The organism is Draconibacterium mangrovi (genome assembly GCF_010586825.1).
Lineage (GTDB): Bacteria > Bacteroidota > Bacteroidia > Bacteroidales > Prolixibacteraceae > Draconibacterium > Draconibacterium mangrovi.
Genome location: NZ_JAAAGB010000013.1, coordinates 69,273 through 91,223, shown reverse-complemented (window position 1 = coordinate 91,223; position 21,951 = coordinate 69,273). Strand labels below are relative to the sequence as shown.

The following is a 21,951-nucleotide window of genomic DNA, read 5'->3' as shown; positions in this document are numbered from 1 at the left end:
TTGTGCCCCAAGGGGATCATGATGTGCCCCAAGGGGCGCGGCTTTCGAAAACAGGGGCGCGTTTCGTGCCCCCGGGGGATTGTTTCGTGAAAACAGGGGCATGCTTTGTGCCCCAAGGGGATGGACTTGCGAAAACGGGGGATCGTTATGTGCCCCAAGGGGATCATCGTGTGCCCCAGGGGGCGAGGTTTGTCAAGACAGGGGATTATTACGTGCCCCTGGGGGATTATTCTGCGCCCCTGGCTTTTTTTCTGAAAATCGAGTGAGAATTAATCACAAAATATGTTTCAAAGTTTATTGACTCACCCTGGTTGTGCCTTCGACACAATCGTCCCTCTCTTCGCGAAGAGAGGGAGTGAGGGAGAGTTCGTCGAATATTGTTTCACTTTCATTCCTGTTGATGATTTCTGGTAATCATGAATGTAACTGTGATACACGGAAAACCTTAATGTTCTGTTATATTTGTGCCTCACAAATTGAAACAAAGCAGCTATGCACGAACTACTTTTCTGGATCATTATCGGAATTCTTGTTGTTGATTTTATCTTCGAGAAATACCTGTCATACCTGAATACGACAACCATGAGCGATACCATTCCCGAGGAGGTAAAGGGAATTTACGATGAAGAGAAATACAAAAAACAGCAGGCCTATCAGCGCGAAAATCATCGTTTCGGGATTTTAACCAGCAGCTTTAGTATGGTACTTACTTTAGCTATGTTTTTGTTTTACGGTTTTGCACTGGTTGATGGCTGGGCATGGAATTTTACCGAAAATGCGATTTTGGCAGCGCTAATTTTTTTCGGAATCATCATGTTCGCATCCGATATCATAAATATCCCGTTTGAAATTTACGACACCTTTAAAATCGAGGAGAAATACGGTTTTAATAAAACCACACCCAAAATATTTGTTTTTGATAAAATAAAAGGCTGGCTGGTAAGTGCACTTATCGGTGGAGGGTTACTGGCGCTGGTTATTTTTATCTATCAGCTAACCGGTAGCATGTTCTGGATTTATGCCTGGCTTGTAGTTTCGGCATTTTCCATTTTTATGGCAATGTTTTATTCCAACCTGATTGTGCCGTTGTTTAATAAACAAACGCCGCTTGAAGAAGGCGAATTACGCGATGCCATCAGTGCTTTTGCACAAAAGGTAGGCTTTAAACTGGATAACATTTTTGTCATCGACGGATCGAAACGATCGACAAAAGCCAATGCTTATTTTACCGGTTTGGGCGCAAAAAAGCGAATCGTACTTTACGATACTTTGATAAACGACTTGAATACCGAAGAACTGGTAGCTGTTTTAGCTCACGAAATTGGCCACAATAAAAAGAAACACGTGGTGCAGGGACTATTGATTGGTTTGGTACAAACGGCCATTGTTTTGTTTGTTTTTGGTTTGCTGATCGACAGCCCGGTTTTAAGTGCTGCACTGGGTGTTGAAGAACCTAATTTTCATATCGGGATGGTAGCTTTTGGTGTGTTGTATACGCCCATTTCGTTTTTCACCGGCATTTTTATGAATATCCTTTCACGAAAAAACGAATACCAGGCTGACCGTTTTGCAGCTGAAAATTATAAACCGGAAGCGTTGGCTTCGGCATTAAAAAAGCTGTCGATCAATAACCTGAGTAATTTAACACCACACAAAACCTTTGTGTTCTTTCATTATTCGCACCCAACTTTATTGCAGCGTTTGGCCTTTTTAAAGTCGTTTGAGAAGTAGGAAGAAAACTCTCGCAAAGGCGCAAAATCGCAAGGATTAGTTACAAGATTCAAGTTGCAGGTTACAAGTTTTCTCAGAAATATAGTGGTCAACCAATTAAAGTATTGCAGCATTAAAGCATTTGAAAACGATACCACAAAGTTGCTCAAAGTCGGCACAAGGTTGCACAAAGAAGAAAAGGTCCCGGCCGCAGTTTGCAATAAAACCAATTTACTTCATCCAAGTAGTTTTTCACTTACTTTAGTGCTAACAAAACAAAACACAATGAATTCTTTCAAAAATACGCTCATTCAAATCACACATAACGGAATGGGATCAGGCAATGAAGAACTTGGGCAACTACTGGTAAAAAACTACCTGACATTACTTTGCGAAGAAGAAGAAGTTCCCAAAGTGATTACCTTTTACAATGAAGGGGTGAAACTTATCTGCTCCGGTTCCGTAGCTCTTGAACCTTTAAAACAGCTCGCGGAAAAAGGAGTAAAACTGGTGGCTTGCAAAACTTGTCTAAACCATTTTCAATTGCTGGAAAAAGTTGAAGTCGGTATAGCCGGAACAATGGTTGACATTATGCATTTTCAGAAAGTGGCGGAAAAGGTTGTGAACCTCTAAATCAATCCTGAATGTTTTAATGCGATAAAGCTTAAATGAGAACTCGCGGCTCGAAACTCGGAGCTAGTGGCTTTTTTTACTTTTGCCTTTCTACTTTGTCCTTTTGCCTTTTATAATGTTAAATTTGCTAATCCTAAAACATGTGCAATTAAATTAAAGGAATGAAAGCAGAAATAATTACCATAGGCGATGAAATACTGATCGGGCAGATTGTTGATACCAACTCGGCCTGGATGGGCGAGCAGTTTAACCTGAACGGTATCGAAATTTACCAGATCACTTCGGTTCACGATGATCACGATCATATTGTGCGTGCCATAAAAAATGCAGAAGAACATGCCGACCTGGTGGTAATTACCGGTGGACTTGGCCCCACCAAAGACGATATTACTAAACACACGCTTTGCGAGTATTTCAACACCAAACTTGTTTTTCACGAACCCACTTTAAAAACAATTTACGAGCGATTCAAATTCCGTGGAATTGATATGAACAAGATGAATCGCGACCAGGCAATGTTGCCCGAATCGTGTAAGATTCTACCCAATAAAATGGGAACAGCTCCGGGCATGTGGTTCGAGAAAAACGATACCATTTTTGTGTCGATGCCGGGCGTACCTTTTGAAATGAAATACCTGGTAGAATTTGAATTGTTACCTCGTTTACGCGAAACCGGACGAACCAAAGCAATTTTTCATAAAACGGTATTGACACAGGGTGTTCCTGAATCGATGCTGGCTGAACGAATTGCTGATTGGGAAGATGCTTTGCCAACGCATATTAAACTGGCTTATTTACCCAATCCAATGGCGGTGCGATTGCGGCTTTCTGCAATTGGAGACGATGTTGAAGTGTTGAAAAGCGATGTGGAGTGTGAAATAGATAAGCTGAGACTAATTATTCCGGAGGCCATTTACGGCTACGATCTTGAAACGATGGCGGAGGTAATTGGCCGTGAATTGGTGCAGCAAAATAAAAAACTGGCTGTTGCCGAAAGTTGTACGGGCGGTTATATTTCGCACCTGATCACATCCGTTGCCGGAAGTTCGGCTTACTACAACGGCTCCATTACCTCGTATTCCAACGAAATGAAAGAACAGTTACTTGGCGTTAGTCGCGAAAATCTGGAAAAATACGGTGCCGTTAGCGAGCAGGTTGCACGCGAAATGGTGGAAGGCGTAAAACGTGTGATGAATGCTGATTATGCTGTGGCAACCACCGGGATAGCCGGCCCAACAGGAGGTACAGAAGAAAAACCGGTTGGAACAGTTTGGATCGCTGTTTCGGGGCCTGAGAAGACATTGGTGAAAAAATACACCTTTGTTGGCGATCAGCGCGACCGGAATATTGTACGCTCCGGACAAACTGCGCTGCAATTGCTGCGACGAATGGTACTTGGCGAGCTATAATTTTCAGCTTCGGTCTGTCGTTTTCAATCTTCCAACTTTTTAACAACTTCTAACGTTCTTAAACGTTCTAATGATGTATTTTTGAATCAGAAAACAGAAAAATATGAAACGAATTATTGTAATTATACTCATCGTAATTGTGGTGCTGATTGGAGCAGTTTTGGCAATTCCGGTGTTCTTCAAACAGAGCATTTTAAATACGGCAAAAACCACACTCAATAAACAATTAAATGCAGAGGTTGAATTTGTCGATCTGAAACTGTCGTTGTTTAAGAATTTCCCAAAAGTTACAGTCGATCTGCAGGATGTGATGATAAAAGGTAAAGGGGAGTTTGCACAGGATACATTGCTAAATATCCCGCGTTTTGCTGCAACAATGAATTTGTCATCGCTTTTTAGTTCCGATCGCAGTATTGAGGAAATCATTCTTGAAAAACCCTCACTGAATTTGGTTGTTGCAGAATCAGGAAATGTAAACTGGGATGTTGCTCCGGCTTCCGGATCGGCAGAAAAAGAAAGTGCAACCGGGGCTGATGCTGAAGAGTTTCAATTGGCGCTGGAAAATATTGAGGTGAATGGTGCGCGACTGATTTATAACGATAAATTGGCAAAAATGCGTGCCGATTTGGAAGACATCAATCTGGATATTTCGGGCGAAATGTTTGGCAATACTACACAACTGAATATTGGGGGAGTGGTTAGCAATCTTACCTATTCAATGGAAGGGATTAACTATGTGTCGAATACTTCGCTGGATTTGAAAACCTTGCTTGACGTTGATTTTGAATCGATGCTGTTTACGATTGCCGAAAGCGAGTTGCTGATAAACCGTTTGCCACTTGAATTGAGTGGCGATGTTAGTGTGCCCAACGATACTACTTTTCTGAATCTTCTTCTAAAAACAAAAGCTTCGGATTTTGAGAACTTTTTGGCACTCGTTCCCAAAGATTACGAGGAATATTTAAAAGACATTACAACCACCGGATCGGCAACGATTTCAGGGGGCGTTTCGGGCTATTACATTGATGAGGATTATCCGAAAATCGACCTGCAGGTTAAAGTCGACAATGGCAACTTTAAGTATGCCGACATGCCCGAGGAAATCAAAAATATCAGAGCCGAAATGCTGATCGGAAAACCACAGGGCGATCTTGATCTGCTAAAAATAGACATCAACAAAGCACATGCTGAAATTCGTAATAACCCGATTGACCTGACATTGAAAATCTCGAATCCGGTGAGTGATCCATTATTCGATGGAGCATTTGTTGGCAAGTTAAATCTCGATCATTTAAAAGACGCGCTGCCAATGGACAGCGTAAATATTTCAGGAATTATTGATGCTAATCTGTTTGCCAACGGTCGTTACTCCGACGTTGAAGCCGAGGCTTACGACAAAATAAAATCGGATGGAGTCGTGCTGTTTAGCAACTTTGTTTACGATTCGCCCGATCTCACACAACAGGTGGTAATTCCATCAGGGCAAATGGATTTTTCGCCGCAGAATATTAACCTCGGAAGTTTCATCCTTAAAGTTGGTGAAAGCGATTTTCGTTTGTCGGGAAAAGTGAGTAATTACCTGAATTATGTGATGAAAGACGGCGTGCTGAAAGGGAATCTTCAGCTGAATTCGAACTACGTAAACTTAAACGAATTGCTTCGTTTACAGGTAATGGAAGAAGAGACTGAGCAAAATGCGGAAACAGAACTGGAAACACTGGCTTTTAATGTGCCTGAAAATATCGATATCACCTTCCGTTCAACTATAAACCGCGCTGTTTTTAACCGCATTCCGATTACAGACATAAAAGGTGAAGTGAGGGTAGTGGATAAAAAACTGATCCTCGACGGACTGGACATGAATATGCTGGATGGAAAAATGACCATGAACGGATCATACGAAAATACCGCTCAAAACCAGCCTTTGTTTGACTTTGGTTTTGATATTGCCGGCTTTGATATTCCTACTATGTATCATACGGTTGCAGGGTTCCGGAAACTGATTCCGGGCGCTGGAAACAGTACCGGGAAACTCAGCACAAGTTTGGGAATGAAAGGAAGATTGAGCCCGCAGCTTAAGCTGATTACTGCCACAACCAACGGAAAAGGATCATTCAGCACCAATAATGTTGAAATTAATGATTCGCCATTGTTTAACCAGCTGAGTGGGATTCTGAAAAAGGAAAAACTTCGGAATGTAACCATCGGCGATTTTACAGCAAATTTAACCGTTGAAGACGGAAGCCTGTTGTTGCGTCCGTTTACCACTAAAGTGATTGGGCAGGAAACAACCATTAGCGGAAGTTTAAATGCGGAGAGTTTGCTCGATATGCGATTGGATTTTAACGTTGAACGCGAAATGTTTGGCCCCGATATTCAGAAAATTCTTGCTGTGCTGCCGGGAAATGAAAAAATTAAGATGTTACCGGCCGGAGTTGTGCTGAATGGACCGGTTGGCGATGCAAAAGTAAATCTTGATTTAAGTGCCACGCAAAAGGCCGTTACCGATGCCACAAAAGACGATTTGAAAAATTCGTTGAATAAATTGGGAGACGGTCTTAAAAAATTATTCAAATAGCAAAGGCTACTGATTGGTTTAAAGCGAGTGGTGTAAGTTTATTATCCGGATATATTTTGCCTGTTCTGCGGTGTTTTGTTGCATAATATTAGGCAATCCACCGTTTAAAAACAGAAAAATGCGTATTTTGCCGGCGCAAATTAACTGGGAAACCAGACAGCATTATCAATTGAATTATTAAATGACAGACAAAGTAGTTGTAATTACCGGAGCTTCGTCGGGAATAGGAAAAGCACTAGCCGAAAAATATGCAGCAAAGGGTTTCAACCTGGTATTGGCTGCGCGCAGAATTGAGCGTTTAGAGGCGTTGAAAGAAAAACTTTCCAATGTTGAAGTTTTGCCGGTAAAAACCGATGTCTCGAATGAAGAGGATTGCAAGCATTTGATCGATAAAGCGATCGAGCGATTCGGAAAAATCAATATTCTTATTAATAATGCGGGAATTTCGATGCGGGCGGTACTCGAAGACGTTGAAACCGAAGTATTACGAAAAGTTATGGATGTGAACTACTGGGGCACCGTTTATTGCACCAAATATGCACTTCCGTATTTGTTGGAGCAAAAAGGTTCTGTTGTTGGCGTGATCTCAACAGGTGGATACATTGGTTTGCCCGGACGTACCGGCTATTCATCATCAAAATTTGCAGTACGTGGATTTTTAGATACACTTCGGGTTGAATATTTGCGTGCCGGATTGCATGTTTTAGTAGTAGCTCCCGGTTTTACAGCTTCTGAAATTCGCGAAACCGCGCTGGTTGCCGATGGAAGTCAGCAGGGAAAAACACCACGCAACGAAAATAAAATGATGTCGGCCGAACGTTGCGCATCTATTATGTATCGTGCCATTAAAAACCGCCGGCGAAAAATGATCGTTTCGTTCTGGGATGGAAAAGTGATTGTTCTTGTGGCTAAACTATGGGCCTGGGTGGTTGATCAGATTCTTTATGCCGTTTTCAAAAACGAACCGGATTCACCGTTGAAATAGCTAAGAGCCACGAGCCACGAGCTATGAGTTACGAGCCACTAGCTGCGAGAATCAAGAATCGAGAATCGAGAATCCAGGCAAAAAAAATCCCGACAAAATGCCGGGATGATTTAAAAACGAAAATGTATCACTGTTAATTATCAGTTGTTAATTCTGAACCAGCTTATTTTTAATCTTGTCTTCAAAGGCTGAGAGGGCAGCTTTCGATCCTTCGCCCATTGCAATTACAATTTGTTTGTAAGGAACCACCGAAACGTCTCCGGCGGCATAAACGCCCGCTTGTTTTGTGCGGCAATGTGCGTCAATTTCAATTTCTCCCATTCGGTTGGTATCAACCACTTCGGAGAAAACTTTACTGTTGGCTTGCAATCCGATTTGAACAAACACACCATCAGTGGTAATTGTTTCTGTTTTTTCTGTTTCTCTGTTTTTGTATTCCAATGCGGTAACTTTATTGCCATCGCCAATAACAGCTGTTGTTTGCGCATTGGTGTGAATTTTTACATTCGGTAATGTTTTTAACTTGTCTTGCAAAACCTGGTCGCCTTTTAGCTCGTCCATAAACTCAAGCACGGTAACTTCCGATGCGATTGACGACAGGTCGATGGCAGCTTCCAACCCGGAGTTTCCTCCACCCACGACAACTACTTTTTTGCCTTTGTAAAACGGACCGTCGCAGTGTGTACAGAAAGCCACACCTGAACCGATATATTCGTTTTCGCCGGGAACACCCAAACGTCTCCAGCTGGCACCGGTAGCAATAATCAATGCCGGGGTTTTAAATGTTTCGTTCAACGATGTTTGTACTTCTTTAAGTCCGTCTTTCAGGCTTACATTTTCAACGCGACGGTTTTCAAGTACATCAATCGGGTAATCTTTTAAATGGCTCATCAAATCAGCCGAAAGTTTTGTCCCGGTAGTTTGAGGTATCGAAATCATGTTTTCGATTGAAACGGTTTCGTTTAGCTGACCACCAACTTTTTCGGCAACCAAAGCCACCGAAAATCCTTTTCGTGCTGAATAAACCGCTGCTGAAACGCCGGCAGGTCCGCCACCAACAACTACTACATCGTATTCTTTTTCAACGGGTGCACTTGTAACAGGTTCTGATCCTACTTTTTCTTGCAGTTTTGCCAGCAACTCCCCAATTGATGAACGGCCAACATGCAATTGTTCGCCATTGGCATAAACTGTTGGAACGGCTTGTATTCCCAGCGCTTCAACTTCTTCTTTGTTAATTTGTCCGTCGATAATTTCGTGACGAATATTGGGGTTTAACAAGGTTAATACATTCAATGCCTGAACCACCTCAGGGCAATTGGTACAGCTTAGCGAAATGTAGCTTTTTAGTACAATCTCGCCTTTTAGCCCTTTTATCTGGTTGGCAACCGCATCGTCGGGCAGGTTTTTACCAATGCCGTCGAGGTTTAAAATTGCGGTTAGCAACGACGGGAATTCATGCCCGTTGGGTATTGCTCGAAAAATAATGTTTGTGGGGGTGTTGTTTTTTAAGATGGTAAATTCCAGCTCTTTTCCTTCTTCAATAGTAACATCAAATTTTTCCGAGGTAGATGCAACGTCATCCAACAAGCCAATTAGCTGGGCTTTGTCAGGATGAGAATTTGCAACTGCAACCTGAAAGGTGTAATTGTTTTTTAGGGGGCTGAAAACCTCTTTTAATTTATCTATTATGGCTTGTTGTAACATGACTTTGGTTTTTAAAGGAGCAGCCGAAAACACTGCTCCTGATTTTTAAAGATTTATTTTTGAGACGTTTATTAGATCACACCAACTAGGTCGATGCTTGGCTCTAATGTTTTCTGTCCTTCTTCCCATTTTGCAGGACAAACTTCCGATGGGTTTTCGGCAACAAACTGCAATGCTTTCAAACGACGAAGCAGCTCGTCTGCATTTCGACCAACGTTTCCGGCTACCACTTCATAAGCAACAATTTCGCCTTGTGGATTTACAATAAAGGTTCCACGCTCAGCCAGACCTGCTTCTTCAATCATTACATCAAACCCACGCGACAAAACGCCTGTTGGATCGGCCAACATCGGGTATTTGATTTTTTTAATTGTAGCTGAAGTGTCGTGCCATGCTTTGTGTACAAAGTGTGTATCAGTTGAAACCGAATAAATCTCGGCGCCGGTAGCTTTAAATTCTTCGTACTTGTTAGCCAGGTCTTCCAATTCGGTTGGACACACGAATGTGAAATCGGCAGGGTAGAAGAAAAAGATCGACCATTTACCTAATACATCTTCTTTTTTTACTGTTTTGAAAGCGTTGTTTGCAAATGCCTGTACTTCAAAATCTACTACTTGTTTCCCAATTTGTGACATAGTTTTTTTTCTTTAAATATTTAACTTAATTGTGTTTCTTATAATTTCTGATGCAAACATAATGCGTGCGTTTATATTAATCAAACAGATAAAATGTATATTTGTATTGATAAAATCAATATTATGACATTGCAACAATTGGAATATATTCTGGCGGTGAATAAATACAGGCATTTTGTAACTGCATCGAAACAATGCGGGGTTACACAACCCACATTAAGTACGATGATACAAAAGCTGGAGGCCGAGCTGGAAGTTGATATTTTCGACCGCTCGAAACATCCGATAGAGCCAACTGCCTTGGGTAAAAAGATTATTGAACAGGCCGAACGCTCGATAAAAGAGATACGGAAAATAGGCGAACTGGTATCGAATGAAACCGATTCGTTGAGTGGGGCGTTACATGTTGGTGTTATCCCCACTTTGGCCAACTACCTCGTGCCTCGTTTTATTAAATCGTTTGGTGAAAGCTGCCCAACAGTGCAACTTACCATTTCGGAGATGAACACGGCAACGCTGGTTGAAACGCTTAAAAAAGACCGGATAGATATGTTTATCGCGGCGACACCGCTTGATGAACCTGATTTTTTGGAGATACCTTTATTTTACGAACGTTTTTATGCTTATTTTGCTGCCGATCATCCGCTGAAAGATGTTCCGCTGAACCCTACAAATATGCCGCAGGAGAAATTGTGGGTGCTGGAAGAAGGGCATTGTTTACGCGACCAGGTTTTTAATTTCTGCACCACCAAGCTGCCATACAATCATATTTTTGAAGCCGGAAGTATTGATACGTTGGTACGTATTGTTGATTTGAACGGTGGTTATACTTTAATTCCCGAATTGCATTTGCCTTTGTTAAATGATGAACAGCGCAAAAATGTACGCGAAATTAAAGACCCTCCGGCGATTCGTGAGGTGTCGATTGTTATTCACAAGAATTTTGTAAAGGAGCGGATTTTAAACGAAGTAGGAGACGCATTCAAAGCTATTATTCCGGATGAAATGATTGACGAGCGTTTGAAAAAATTTGCTATCAGGTTGTAATTAGTTGAAAGGAAGTATAGTGATACTATCAATTCAATTGATAGTATCACTATACTATACATTAAACTTCAAATTCTTTCAAAGTAGTTTTAATGATTTCAATCGCTTCCATCAATTGTTCTTCGGTAATAACCAAAGGAGGCGTAAAACGAATGATATGCTCGTGCGTTGGTTTGGCAATCAGTCCGTTTTCTTTTAGGGCCAGACACACATCCCAGGCGGTTTTTCCATTTATTGGTTTAATAGCTACGGCGTTTAGTAATCCTTTGCCGCGCACCACTTCAACTAATGGAGAATCAATCGATCTCATTTCTTCGCGGAAGATTTTGCCCAATCGTTCTGCATTTTCAACAAGGTTTTCTTCCTGAATAACATCGAGTGCCGCCATGGCGACTTTTCCAGCAATCGGGTTACCGCCGTAAGTACTGCCATGCTCTCCGGGTTTTATGGTCAGCATAATTTCATCATCGGCCAGCACACACGACACCGGGTAAATTCCGCCCGAAACGGCTTTCCCCAGCACCAAAATATCGGGCCGAACATTTTCATGATCGCAAGCCAGCATTTTTCCTGTGCGGGCCAAACCGGTCTGTACTTCGTCGGCAACAAATAGTACGTTGTATTTTTTACACAACTCACTTGCTTTTTTAAGGTAACCATCTTCAGGAACATAAACGCCTGCCTCTGCCTGAATCGGTTCCACAAGAAATCCTGCCACATTCGGATCCTGCAACTCTTCTTCCAATCGATCAAGATCGTTGTACGGTATATTTACAAAACCGGGCGTGTAAGGACCATAATGACTGTAAGCATCCGGATCGCTCGACATGGAAATGATGGTGATCGTACGTCCGTGAAAATTACCGTCGCAAACCACAATTTTGGCTTCGTTTGTTGGAATACCTTTTACTTTATAGGCCCATTTGCGAATTAGTTTCAAAGCTGTTTCATCCGCTTCGGCCCCCGAGTTCATCGGCAACATTTTATCGTAACCAAACAGCTTGGTCATATACTCTTCCCATTCGCCCAATACGTCGTTGTAAAATGCCCTCGACGTTAATGCCAGTGTTTTTGCCTGTTCGGTAAGTGCATCAATAATTTTTGGGTGACAGTGCCCCTGGTTTACAGCTGAATACGCGGCCAGAAAATCGAAATACTTTTTACCCTCAACATCCCATACAAAAACGCCTTCGCCTTTCGATAGAACAACCGGTAGCGGATGGTAATTGTGAGCGCCAAATTTATCCTCTTTGGCCATGTAGTCTGCAGAACTTAATTTAGTCATAGTGTAGCTTTTTATAATCGTCGTTTGATTTCTCACAGATAACGCTGAATTACGCTGAAACTCCTCTTGGGATTATTATTTGCGCGGATTTACGTAATCTGCGAGAAACCGTGAACTTATTTTAATGCAGAATTACGATTTTTGCGCTGAAAAAGCAACGGGAGTAGTGGTGTTAAAAAGCAGTGAGAAAAATCAGCTAATTGAGCGGATACGAGTGTTTTCCCTATTTCCAGAAACGTGCAATTAGCACCTCACACAGAATAAAGAACAATGCCAGCAGTAAACACCATTTCCACAATTGACGGCCATTTTGAATGTTGTCGAATATTTCTGAAAAATTACGGTCAACTTCCTCAATAACCGTAGCATTTGTAAGCTGATTGGTTTGCAGACGGGTGTTCAGTTCGTTTGTCTGGAAATAGCGCAAATCCGATTCCAAACGATTATAGTTGAAGGCCATTGACGCAATGGTATTATCATCGTTTTCAATCAGGTAATGACCATCGGTGGTTATCTGTTCGCCAAATTCGAGACGAATATTTCTGCCGTTTATATTTTTTACAGGAATAAATTTTTCATCGGTTCCGGCGTGCTTAATTTCTATGGATGAATTCAGGTCAACGGTCAGGTTTCGGGGCAGGTTGATAAAGCTGTTTTTACCAACAATAAACGACATTTCCTGTTTGGGTAAACTATTCAATACAATGTTGTAAAGTGTTGGTACAAAAAGCACATCGCGGGCAAACGATTCGTTTTTTTGCGACAGCGGAAATGCAAATACCCATACTTTCCCATCCTGGTAATTGAGTTGCGAAAGTGCTTTGTCGCCATTTTGAAAAGCCAGCAGTGTGTGCTCATCGGTTTGCATAGTTTGTGCAAAACGAAAGTGCCCATCAACCTGTGGCAAAACCGGATTTTCTTCCCGCTTTTTGAAAACATCGGCATAAAACTTATTCTCGTAATCAATAGCCGAAATATCCTGTTTTGTGGAATCGATACGAGCCATACGATTTGCTCCGAACGTTGCCAGTAAACGGTTTCCGGCACTCATGTCACTTATCCATTTCGGGAACAGAACCACCGAAGTTCCTGCGCTTACAACAGATTCCAGCTCGTTTAACAAGCCGCTTGAGAAATTGTCGATGTTCACTAAAAATATGGTGTTGTAGTCGCTCAATCGGTTGGCTTGCAGGTTTTGCCGGTTCATTTCGTCGAGCACCACGTAATCGTCGTTATTAAATAAAGCACGTAAATAATTCAGCCCTTCCTGCGAGTCCGTGGCATCGGTGTAAAGTGCCAGTGCTTTTAGTTTCGGTTCCACAAAATAACTGATGTACCAGTTGTTGTCGTGTGTAAATGGATAATCTGTGATCTCTATTTTTCCCAACTGCGCTCCACTGCTCGTATTGTTGTATTTAAGGTTGGCAATGATTTCGTTTTGTGCCTCAACCGAGAAATTGGTTATTGATTTTATTGAGTCGTTCAGGAACAGCTTTAAGGGCAAATTCTGGTAATTCTGGTTAGAGCTGTTTTTAATGCGTACGAACATATTTTCTTCCTGCCCCAAACCATGAGCAGGATATTCCACCCAGCACGAATCAATATAAAGATTGGCCACTTCGTTGGGAACCAGCGGCAGGTAATAGCTGAATACTCCGTTATCCGAGAAATTGTCGATGTCGGTAATGCTGCGTTGAAAATCGGAAATAAAATACAGGTTTTTATCGGCCTCGTTATCGTTCAATTCGCCGGCAAAGCGGTTGTAGATGATAGACAGCGGCACCACCGTTGGGCTGGCCTGAATACCTGAGACTTGCTGAATAAACTGTTCCTTATTAAAAATATGCTGGTGTTTCGGATTTAAATCGTTGGTAAATAACCTGAATTTTGTTCCGGGAGGGTAGGCCATACAAATTTCGAGTGCTTTATTGCGCGCCACTTCCAGCAGTTGCCCCTGTTCCGAGAGGGCATTCATTGAAAAGGAATTGTCGATATAAACGGCCACCAACTGTTTGCTTTGTTTCTGCGCATCGTCGTTAGTTGGAATAAAAGGCTGGGCAAAGGCGAAAACCAGGAAAATGATGGTAAGAATTCGAGCGGCAAGAAGGAGTAATTGTTTTAGTCTCGATTTCTTTTTCGATTCATTTTTGATGTCTTTTAAAAAACTGACGTTGCTAAAATACACGGTCTTATAACGCTTGAAGCTAAACAAGTGTATCAATATTGGGATGGCAACAGCCAGTAGTGCAAACAAAAATGTTGGATAAAGAAACTTCATGCCGTTTATTGCTGTGTCTTTATATTTTGGGACCTCAGTTTATTATTCGTTTTTAAAAATAGCAATTTCTTTTTCGCCGCTTGATTTTATGTAACCACGAAACATTCCGCTGGTGTTAAATTCCATGGCAATATTACCCTCGGCATCAACTGCAATAACACCGCCGGTGCCTTCAAGTTCGCTTAATTTGTCGATTTCTTTTTTACAGGCCTCGGTAACACTCAGGTTTTGGTATTCCATCATTGCCGAAATGTCGCGGGCAAAACCCAGCCGAATGTAGTATTCGCCATGACCGGTGCACGAAACAGCACATGTTTTATTGTTGGCGTAGGTACCGGCTCCAATAATTGGTGCGTCGCCAATGCGGCCATACTTTTTGTTGGTCATTCCGCCGGTTGATGTACCTGCGCATAAATTTCCATGTGTGTCGAGAACTACGCAACCAACTGTTCCCGTATTGTCTTTTTGGGTGCGCTCGCGTTCGCGTTTTAATAAACTTTGCAGCGACTGGTAACGGTGCTCAGTGTAAAAATATTTGTTAGGAACGATTTCAAGTCCCTGTTTTTTTGCAAATTCCGAAGCACCCTTTCCGCTTAGCATTACATGTTCCGAGTTGTCCATTACTTCGCGCGCCGCATTTATCGGGTTTTTAATATCCTGCACGCCAGCAATGGCTCCGGCATTTAATGTTTTGCCTTCCATAATGGAAGCATCCAGTTCGTTTATTCCGTCGTGCGTAAATACGGCTCCTTTGCCGGCATTAAAAAGTGGCGAGTTTTCCATTACGTTTATCACCTTCACCACAACATCGGTAGCTGCGGCACCATCCATTAGCATTTGTTCGCCTAACTCAAGTGCTTCGTTTAACTTGGCTTTGTAGTTGGCGCGGGCCTCTTCATCCATTTTGTCTTTCGACATAACTCCGGCACCTCCGTGGATAACAATAGTGTATTTCTGTGCATTAACAGTGAGCAAACCTGCTACAAAAAACAGGGCGAGAAATAAAGTTCGTTTTAACATGGTATGCATTTTCTTACAAAATTGACATAAAATTTAAAATGCTAAAGCAAACAGTCTATAATCTTTAAAAAATTATTTTCTGTAGCAACATATTATAATTTTGTTTATTATTTGTAGTTTTAACCTTAAACAAAAAACCTGTTGCCAATGTTGTTAATATAGTTTAGATACGCATGACAACTTAATTTCACGAGAAATGAAAACAGAAGGATATTCAATAAAAGATTTGGAGACCTTATCGGGTATAAAGGCACACACCATTCGAATTTGGGAGAAACGATATGATTTGCTCAAGCCTGAACGAACCGATACTAATATCAGGTATTACACTGATGACGATTTGAAACGAATGTTGAATGTTTCGTTATTGGTGCGCAATGGTTATAAAATTTCGAAAGTTGCCGCCTGGAAAGAAGCAGACATAAAACAAACCGTGCTTGATGTGGCCAAAACTAAAAAATCGGAAGAAGGCTATATCGATCAGCTATTACTTTTTATGGTAAATTTTGATAATGCAGGATTTACGGCGCTGGTAAACGAGATAATCGAGAAGTATGGAATTGAAGAAGCCATGCAAAATATATTTTTCGCCTTGTTCGAGCGCATTGGTACCTATTGGCAGGTTGGTTCTATTTTTCCGGCACAAGAACATTACATTACCAGTTTTATTCGACAGAAGATAATTGTTGCTATTGATGCTTATGGATTTGCCAACAAAGAAGGAGAGAACATTCTGTTTTATTTACCTGAGCAGGAATTACACGAATTGAGTTTGTTGTTTTATACCTACCTGGCCGCGAAGTCGGGGTACAATGTCATTTACCTTGGCCAGTTTGTGCCATTTGCCGATTTGGAAAAGATACGTTCTCATGTGGAGCTGGATTTTATTTTTACGGCATTCATCAGTCCTATTCTAAAAGAAGATCTGGAAGAATACCTCGAAAAATTAAAAGGATTATATCAGCACCAAAAGGTGTTTATAACAGGTTGGCAGGTGAAAGAACACGCACCAAAATTACCTCGAAACTTTAAAGTAGTTAAAGATTATCGTGAATTTAAAAAGTACCTCGGATAAGCTTTTGGAATTAATCGGGATAATGATTTTTATGCTTGCCGGTTGCGAAAACATTTATCCATATTAAAAAGAACAACAACAAAAGTAATATGGCTATTGATGTATAGATAATAATAGTGTAAAGCCTCTGATTATCAAAAGCTATTGGAAAAAACAGAACTACTGATGTTAGAATTGTAACCACGCCAACAACTGTCCCTACATTATTTTTTAAGATATTCATTTCCCCTCCCTGTATGATTTACAATTTAAGAAAAATAACAACTTAAGTCAATCGGATACAGTAAAATAAACCCTGTATTTATCACCATCCTATTAACAATCTGGCTTTTACCTATTAGTAACTTAATAAATCCGTTAACAATGTACGATTGCAAGGCGTGGTTAAATGGAGTTAGTTTAACTTATAATTTATTTCAATTGATATGAATCAAAATTGAAATCACGCCGTAAAAGATGGAACAAGTGATAAAATTTTAAATTAAATCAATGCATCGGGTTAGTACTATTCAGAAAGAGTTTTTTCAACTCGTAAAAGAAAAATTGTCCCCGAATATCTCACTTGTTTTTGAAGTTTCCAGTTTATTGGGCATTAGTCAGGACAGTGCTTATCGCAGAATAAGAGGGGAGAAAGAACTTACCATCGAAGAATTATTTGTGCTGAAAGATTTCTTCAATATTTCGTTGGATCAGTTAGATGGAGAAGATTTATCGAGTGTAAATTTTAGTTGTTCTGTTATTCAACCTGATAATTTCAGGGTTAGCGACTGGCTGGCGAAATTGTATGAGGACACAAAACGTATCCACGAATCAAAACAGAGGGAGATCATTTATGCAGCAAAAGATCCTCCGGTTTTCCATTATTTCCAGTTGCCTGAAATAGCTGCTTTTAAAGTCTTTTTCTGGGAAAAAACTCTTTTCCGGTTTCCTGAGTACAAAGAGAAGATGTTTAGTTTTGATGACCTGCAAAACACAGCTTACGTGAATGGAAGAAAAGCTCTGGCACTTGCTACACAGATCCCAACTATTGAAATTTGGAACAATCACACGTTTACGATAATGCTTAGCCAGATCGAGTTTTACTACGTCTCCGGCTTTTTTAAAAACAGAGAAGACCTGCTGAACCTGCTTGATAAAATGGAGAAGTGGATTCATCATATACAGAAAGAGGCTGAGTTAGGCTTTAAATTCCTTTATGGCAGCGAACCCGACGGCGTGGAGAACAATTTCAGGTTGTATTACAATGAAGTTGTTTTGAATGACAATACCATTTTAGTTCGCACAGATAAAGGATACAGTTCCTATCTTACTTTTAACGTGATTAATTTATTGAATACAACCAATCAGAGTTTTTGTATTGAATTGGATAAATATTTTCGGGGACTGATTACAAAATCAAACTTAATTAGCCACACCGGAGCCAAAGAGCGCAATCGCTTTTTTAACAGTCAGTTGCATGCTTTGGAACAAATGCGTTCGTCGCTTTCCTAGCTGCTTTGCATTTCATAAACTTTCATCCGGGCATGATGCCGCTGAAAAATTGAAATTTTCATCATCATTGCCGACAGGAATACTCCTCTGAACAAGCGTTTGAAAATGCTGCCTTTAAAATGAGCAATGCTTATAAAACGCCACCAGCGCCTGATTATATTGCGCCACGAATAAAATTCTCTGTTGATATTTTTGTAGGCGCTGAAAACCTGTTCTTTCGTAACATTCTTTGGTTGAAATACCAGATGATCGCCTTCGTAATGCGCCAGGTTCTCATCGATAATCCGGCCTTCTTCCTTTACCAGTTTGTGGAATGGTGTTCCCGGTATCGGAATAGATATGGATAACAAAATCGTGCTCGGATCAATTTCTTCGAGTTTGTTCGGAAGTCTGTCGTAATATTCTTCAGTGTCCTCATCCAGCGCGATCATCATTCCGGTAAAGGTTAAAATGCCCCGTTTTTTCAGTTTCATGAAAAGTTCTTTATACTCGGTGGTTTTGTTTTGCTTTTTATGTACAAAGGCCAGGCTGGGTTCATTTAACGATTCCAGCCCAATAAATGCCAAGCCACAATGCGCCTGTTCCAGCAAGTCGATAAATTCATCATCGTGCAGGCAATCAAAACTAAATTGTACACCCAACGACCATAATTTCAGCTTTGCAATTTCGCGCAAAAGATTTTTGGCATAAGTTAAATCACCACCCAGGTTATTGTCTTGCAGCATCGCTATCTTTCTTTTCAGAAGTGGTAGTTTCCGGGTTGCACTTAAGTCATTCACCACATCAGCAATTGGACGTTTGCGGTGCGGTGCAGGATTAATATTCAACTGGCAATAGCTGCATTTGTAAATACATCCGCGAGTTGCTTCGGTTACCACCGGCACTGTAAAATCCTTCTCAACCAAATCGTAGCGTGGCGGAGGGATATTATCAAGCGGAGGTGCAAGCGGAGCATAATATGTTTTTTTTAGTCTGTTATTTACCAGGTCGTGAACAACGGAGGGCCATATTTTTTCGGCTTCACCAACAACGGTGGCATCCATGTAGTCTTCAATCTCTTCCGGGAAAGTGGAGGCATAACGTCCTCCAGCAATTACTTTCTTCCCTTTTTCTCTGAACCTTTTGGCAACTTCTTTCGCATGAGCGGCGCAAAAATCCATAAAACTAAGTGCTATATAATTGGCATCAGTTTCATAGTTGATAGGGCGGATCATTTCGTGCAACAATTCTATCTCAACTATCGATGGTGTTAATGCTGCAAGCAAGGCTCCGGACACAGGTGGTGCCGGCGATTTTGCATAATAGGTTCGTTCGTCTCCCAGGTTCTGAAACAATATGATTATAAGCAGTTTTGGTTTTTTCATGACTTCAGATTATTAATAATTTACGGGCTCTTCTTCGAAAATAAGCTCTGACAAATCCCGTTGAAAGTGCGGCCACTTTCTCAATTAATTTACCACGTAGAGAAAGTGCAACATCTGCTTTATTTCTTCTCATTTGTTGTACAATCTGACGGGCAACATTTTCAGCTGTTGCCATTTTATCGCGCTGTAGACGGACACCCGGCAAGAATTTTTCGTTTCTGAAAAAGCGGGTTTGGGTGTAATCGGGAGCAACATGCAAAACCGAAATTTTGGTATGGCCCAACTCTGCTCGTAAGGTCTGGCTGAACGATCTTAGTGCCGCTTTACTCGCCGAGTAGGCTGCATAACAGGGCATACCATAAAGTGCGGCGATTGACGATACAAATACGATCATTCCCGGACTATTTTCAGGAAAATGGGGAAGGGTATGGTAAGTTAAGTTAACGGCACCCATAAAATTTATATCCAGAAGTTGTTTGAAGTCCTGCGGAACGGTATTTTTTATCGGACCGTAAACACCGATTCCGGCGTTATTAATCAGAATGTCAACTGGTTGCTTTTCGGGAGATAGTTGCTTTATTGCGTTTTTAACAGCCTTTTCGCTCGAAATATCACAGCTTATAATAATTGGCTCAGAGAGCTGTGGATTTGCCGAAACCACTTCGTTTCTGACTTGTTCCAAAGCCTCAAGATTGCGGGCCATGAGAATCAGTCGGGGATTGTATATTGCCAATTCAAAACAAAGTTGTTTCCCGATTCCGGATGAAGCTCCGGTAATTATTATTCGTTTATTTTTTAGTTCAAACATGATCGGTCAGATTTGCCCTTTTTCAGGTCGGAACAACAAAACCAGTTCGAAAACAAAGTAGTAGCACAAAGCAAACAAGTACCAGTCGGGTTGAAAAGTAACCGTAATTGCCAGATGCCAGAGGATGAATGCCCTAACAGTTGAAACGATGGGGTAGGTGGCATTTTCTTCAATTTTAATGGAGGTGAAATGCGCTTTCAGTTGACCGGATACAGCTACCAATGTGGCTATTATAAACAGTGCCAGTGCTATTGTGTTTTCAGGATTGACAAGGAACAATGATGCAATGGCGACAATAATTACAAAAATATCGCCAAGAACAACCGAGTGTTCCCAGCCAAATTTTACTGCAAAAGTGTTGTAGCCGGTTTCGCGATCAGCAGAGATATCTTTTAAATATCCGATCAATACAAAATTGGCATAAGTAAAAAGCGTTATTACACACAACCAGATGAGCGTACTGTTATTGAGTGAGACAAGACCTTTCCCTGTAATTGCTAAAAACGCCGTTATCGGTAAGATCATTACTATCCAGCCATTATAAAATGGTCCGGCTACCCAGAAATTCTTTTTAAAATAGGTGTAAGTGGCCAGTCCTATTATTGCCAACGAACAAAAAATAAGGTTGTTGAGATTGTATAAAATCAATGGAATTCCGATCAAAACGAGGCCGGCCAGGCTGACTCCCCCAAGCGCTTTTGGCGATACCTCTTTTTTTACCAGTGGCCGATACGAAGCCGAAATAGCATCGGTGTCGGTTTGAAAACAATCGGTTAAAGCCTGCCCAAAACCGTAGCCCAAAAAGAAAGGTAAAAACAAAATCAAAAACTTGGGTATTGAGCTGTTTTCCTGCCAGCCCAATGCGAGCCCGGCCAACCCTGCTGCCCCTGAAACAAACAGCAGGTAAGGCCGCATGTGGATAATAAGTGCTCTCAGGAAACGGAGGGAAAAAACCGGTGCAAAATTATTTTCACTTTTCATTGTAGTAGTTTTAATCAGCAACAAATAAAGCATTGGGCAACACAGAAAAACGAAATCGACTAGCTTCAATAATTTCGCCATCGGTTTCGAGAAGAACAGGCTTTGCCGAATTTATTTCAACAGACTGCACAAGCGCTGTTTTACAGTTCTTGGTTTTTGAGAATCGTTTTCGATATAATGCGTAAAGCAGCTTAGGAATTTGTTGTCTTTTAAAGCTCTCGGCCAGGTAAAATCCTAAACAGCCACTGTCGGTACCGGGATCAACATCGAAACAGAAACTACCTGAAACATTGGGATTCTTTGCAATAGAAAGATTGGTGACGCTTGTTGTAATTTGATTTCCATCATAAGTAATTTCCAAATCGATATTTTTGTAATTCAACAGCGTTTGTGCGATTGTCCATAAAATACAAAGGTTGGTTGAACGCGGTTTAAGAAAGTGAATGATTTTGTTGCTGTTATCGTTAAAAAGTTGATTCCCCTGAGCTGTAAAACCGAGGCTGGCATTAACAATAAAAAGCTGTTTTTGGGTCGTGTCACTATCCTGGTATTCAACGATTCCCAAATCAGCCTGCTTTTTATTCTCGAAATCGATCTTCACCGGAATTCCTCTTATTTTGTGTTTTGCCGGTTTAAGAAAATCGTTGCTCGATCCCAGGCCAATGGCTCCAATACTAAATGGCGTTAATTCATAATTTGTAACCTGAGCAAGGGTATTGATGAGGTTGTTGATACTTCCATCTCCACCGGCTGAAATGAAGTTCTTAACCTGGTATTCGTTTACCAGAGTTTCCATCAGGCTGACGTGATTATCGGTTTCCGAGAAATGAATGTACAAAGTTCCAAAAGGCATAATGTCTTTCACCTCATCCTCAATGTGATCCCATTTTTTCTCTGCCGATCCATTGTTGGCAAAACCATTTATCAATACTGCAGTTTTCATGT

Annotated in this window: 17 protein-coding genes; 8 read left to right on the top strand and 9 right to left on the bottom strand. The window is 41.2% G+C overall.

Annotated features, from left to right (window positions below):
• Positions 1-492 precede the first annotated feature (492 nt).
• The 5 genes from G4420_RS21370 to G4420_RS21350 all read left to right on the top strand — a co-directional run bounded on the left by G4420_RS21370 (position 493) and on the right by G4420_RS21350 (position 7,315).
• A complete protein-coding gene (locus tag G4420_RS21370) occupies positions 493-1,731 on the top strand; it encodes a M48 family metallopeptidase (RefSeq protein WP_163325983.1) in 1,239 nt (412 codons plus the stop codon).
• A gap of 264 nt (positions 1,732-1,995) precedes the next feature.
• The gene (locus G4420_RS21365; protein WP_163325982.1) at positions 1,996-2,343 is read left to right on the top strand and encodes a DsrE family protein; all 348 of its coding nucleotides are present in this window, start codon (positions 1,996-1,998) and stop codon (positions 2,341-2,343) included.
• 161 nt (positions 2,344-2,504) lie between these two features.
• Positions 2,505-3,752 carry a competence/damage-inducible protein A gene (locus G4420_RS21360; protein ID WP_163325981.1) on the top strand — a complete coding sequence of 416 codons (1,248 nt, stop codon included), beginning with the start codon at positions 2,505-2,507 and terminating at the stop codon, positions 3,750-3,752.
• A gap of 103 nt (positions 3,753-3,855) precedes the next feature.
• A complete protein-coding gene (locus tag G4420_RS21355) occupies positions 3,856-6,330 on the top strand; it encodes an AsmA family protein (RefSeq protein WP_163325980.1) in 2,475 nt (824 codons plus the stop codon).
• A 181-nt stretch (positions 6,331-6,511) separates the two neighbouring features.
• On the top strand, positions 6,512-7,315 hold the full coding sequence (locus G4420_RS21350; protein WP_163325979.1) for an SDR family oxidoreductase: 804 nt from the start codon (positions 6,512-6,514) through the stop codon (positions 7,313-7,315).
• Positions 7,316-7,462: 147 nt separating this feature from the next.
• Here G4420_RS21350 and ahpF read toward each other — a convergent pair whose 3' ends face one another.
• On the bottom strand, positions 7,463-9,022 hold the full coding sequence (gene ahpF / locus G4420_RS21345) for an alkyl hydroperoxide reductase subunit F (protein WP_163325978.1): 1,560 nt from the start codon (positions 9,020-9,022) through the stop codon (positions 7,463-7,465).
• Positions 9,023-9,093: 71 nt separating this feature from the next.
• On the bottom strand, positions 9,094-9,657 hold the full coding sequence (ahpC, locus tag G4420_RS21340; RefSeq protein ID WP_163325977.1) for an alkyl hydroperoxide reductase subunit C: 564 nt from the start codon (positions 9,655-9,657) through the stop codon (positions 9,094-9,096).
• Positions 9,658-9,780: 123 nt separating this feature from the next.
• On the opposite strand from ahpC, the gene G4420_RS21335 reads away from it, so the two are divergent.
• A complete protein-coding gene (locus tag G4420_RS21335) occupies positions 9,781-10,704 on the top strand; it encodes a hydrogen peroxide-inducible genes activator (protein WP_163325976.1) in 924 nt (307 codons plus the stop codon).
• A gap of 61 nt (positions 10,705-10,765) precedes the next feature.
• Here G4420_RS21335 and rocD read toward each other — a convergent pair whose 3' ends face one another.
• The 3 genes from rocD to G4420_RS21320 form a co-directional block, all read right to left on the bottom strand.
• Positions 10,766-11,989: an ornithine--oxo-acid transaminase gene (gene rocD / locus G4420_RS21330; RefSeq protein WP_163325975.1), complete on the bottom strand. Its 1,224-nt coding sequence runs from the start codon at positions 11,987-11,989 to the stop codon at positions 10,766-10,768.
• A gap of 223 nt (positions 11,990-12,212) precedes the next feature.
• On the bottom strand, positions 12,213-14,267 hold the full coding sequence (locus tag G4420_RS21325; RefSeq protein ID WP_163325974.1) for a BatA domain-containing protein: 2,055 nt from the start codon (positions 14,265-14,267) through the stop codon (positions 12,213-12,215).
• Positions 14,268-14,309: 42 nt separating this feature from the next.
• Entirely contained in the window at positions 14,310-15,287 is a 978-nt protein-coding gene (locus tag G4420_RS21320) for an isoaspartyl peptidase/L-asparaginase family protein (RefSeq protein WP_163325973.1), read from the bottom strand.
• A gap of 196 nt (positions 15,288-15,483) precedes the next feature.
• Here G4420_RS21320 and G4420_RS21315 point away from each other — a divergent pair, with 196 nt between their 5' ends.
• Together G4420_RS21315 and G4420_RS21310 are read left to right on the top strand one after the other, a co-directional pair.
• Entirely contained in the window at positions 15,484-16,362 is an 879-nt protein-coding gene (locus tag G4420_RS21315) for a MerR family transcriptional regulator (protein ID WP_163325972.1), read from the top strand.
• Between the two features lie 489 nt (positions 16,363-16,851).
• Positions 16,852-17,853 carry a hypothetical protein gene (locus tag G4420_RS21310; RefSeq protein ID WP_163325971.1) on the top strand — a complete coding sequence of 334 codons (1,002 nt, stop codon included), beginning with the start codon at positions 16,852-16,854 and terminating at the stop codon, positions 17,851-17,853.
• On the opposite strand, the gene G4420_RS21305 is transcribed toward G4420_RS21310, so the two are convergent.
• From G4420_RS21305 to G4420_RS21290, 4 genes are read right to left on the bottom strand one after another with little or no spacing between them, the layout of a single operon-like run.
• Positions 17,850-19,217 carry a B12-binding domain-containing radical SAM protein gene (locus G4420_RS21305; protein WP_163325970.1) on the bottom strand — a complete coding sequence of 456 codons (1,368 nt, stop codon included), beginning with the start codon at positions 19,215-19,217 and terminating at the stop codon, positions 17,850-17,852. The two genes, G4420_RS21310 and G4420_RS21305, sit on opposite strands and share 4 nt — an antisense overlap.
• Positions 19,218-19,221: 4 nt before the next feature.
• Positions 19,222-20,025, bottom strand: a complete 804-nt coding sequence (locus G4420_RS21300) for an SDR family NAD(P)-dependent oxidoreductase (RefSeq protein ID WP_163325969.1) — start codon at positions 20,023-20,025, stop codon at positions 19,222-19,224.
• Between the two features lie 6 nt (positions 20,026-20,031).
• Positions 20,032-21,006, bottom strand: coding sequence for a UbiA family prenyltransferase (locus G4420_RS21295; protein WP_163325968.1), 975 nt, complete (start codon positions 21,004-21,006; stop codon positions 20,032-20,034).
• 10 nt (positions 21,007-21,016) lie between these two features.
• A complete protein-coding gene (locus G4420_RS21290) occupies positions 21,017-21,949 on the bottom strand; it encodes a diacylglycerol/lipid kinase family protein (RefSeq protein ID WP_163325967.1) in 933 nt (310 codons plus the stop codon).
• Positions 21,950-21,951 lie beyond the last annotated feature (2 nt).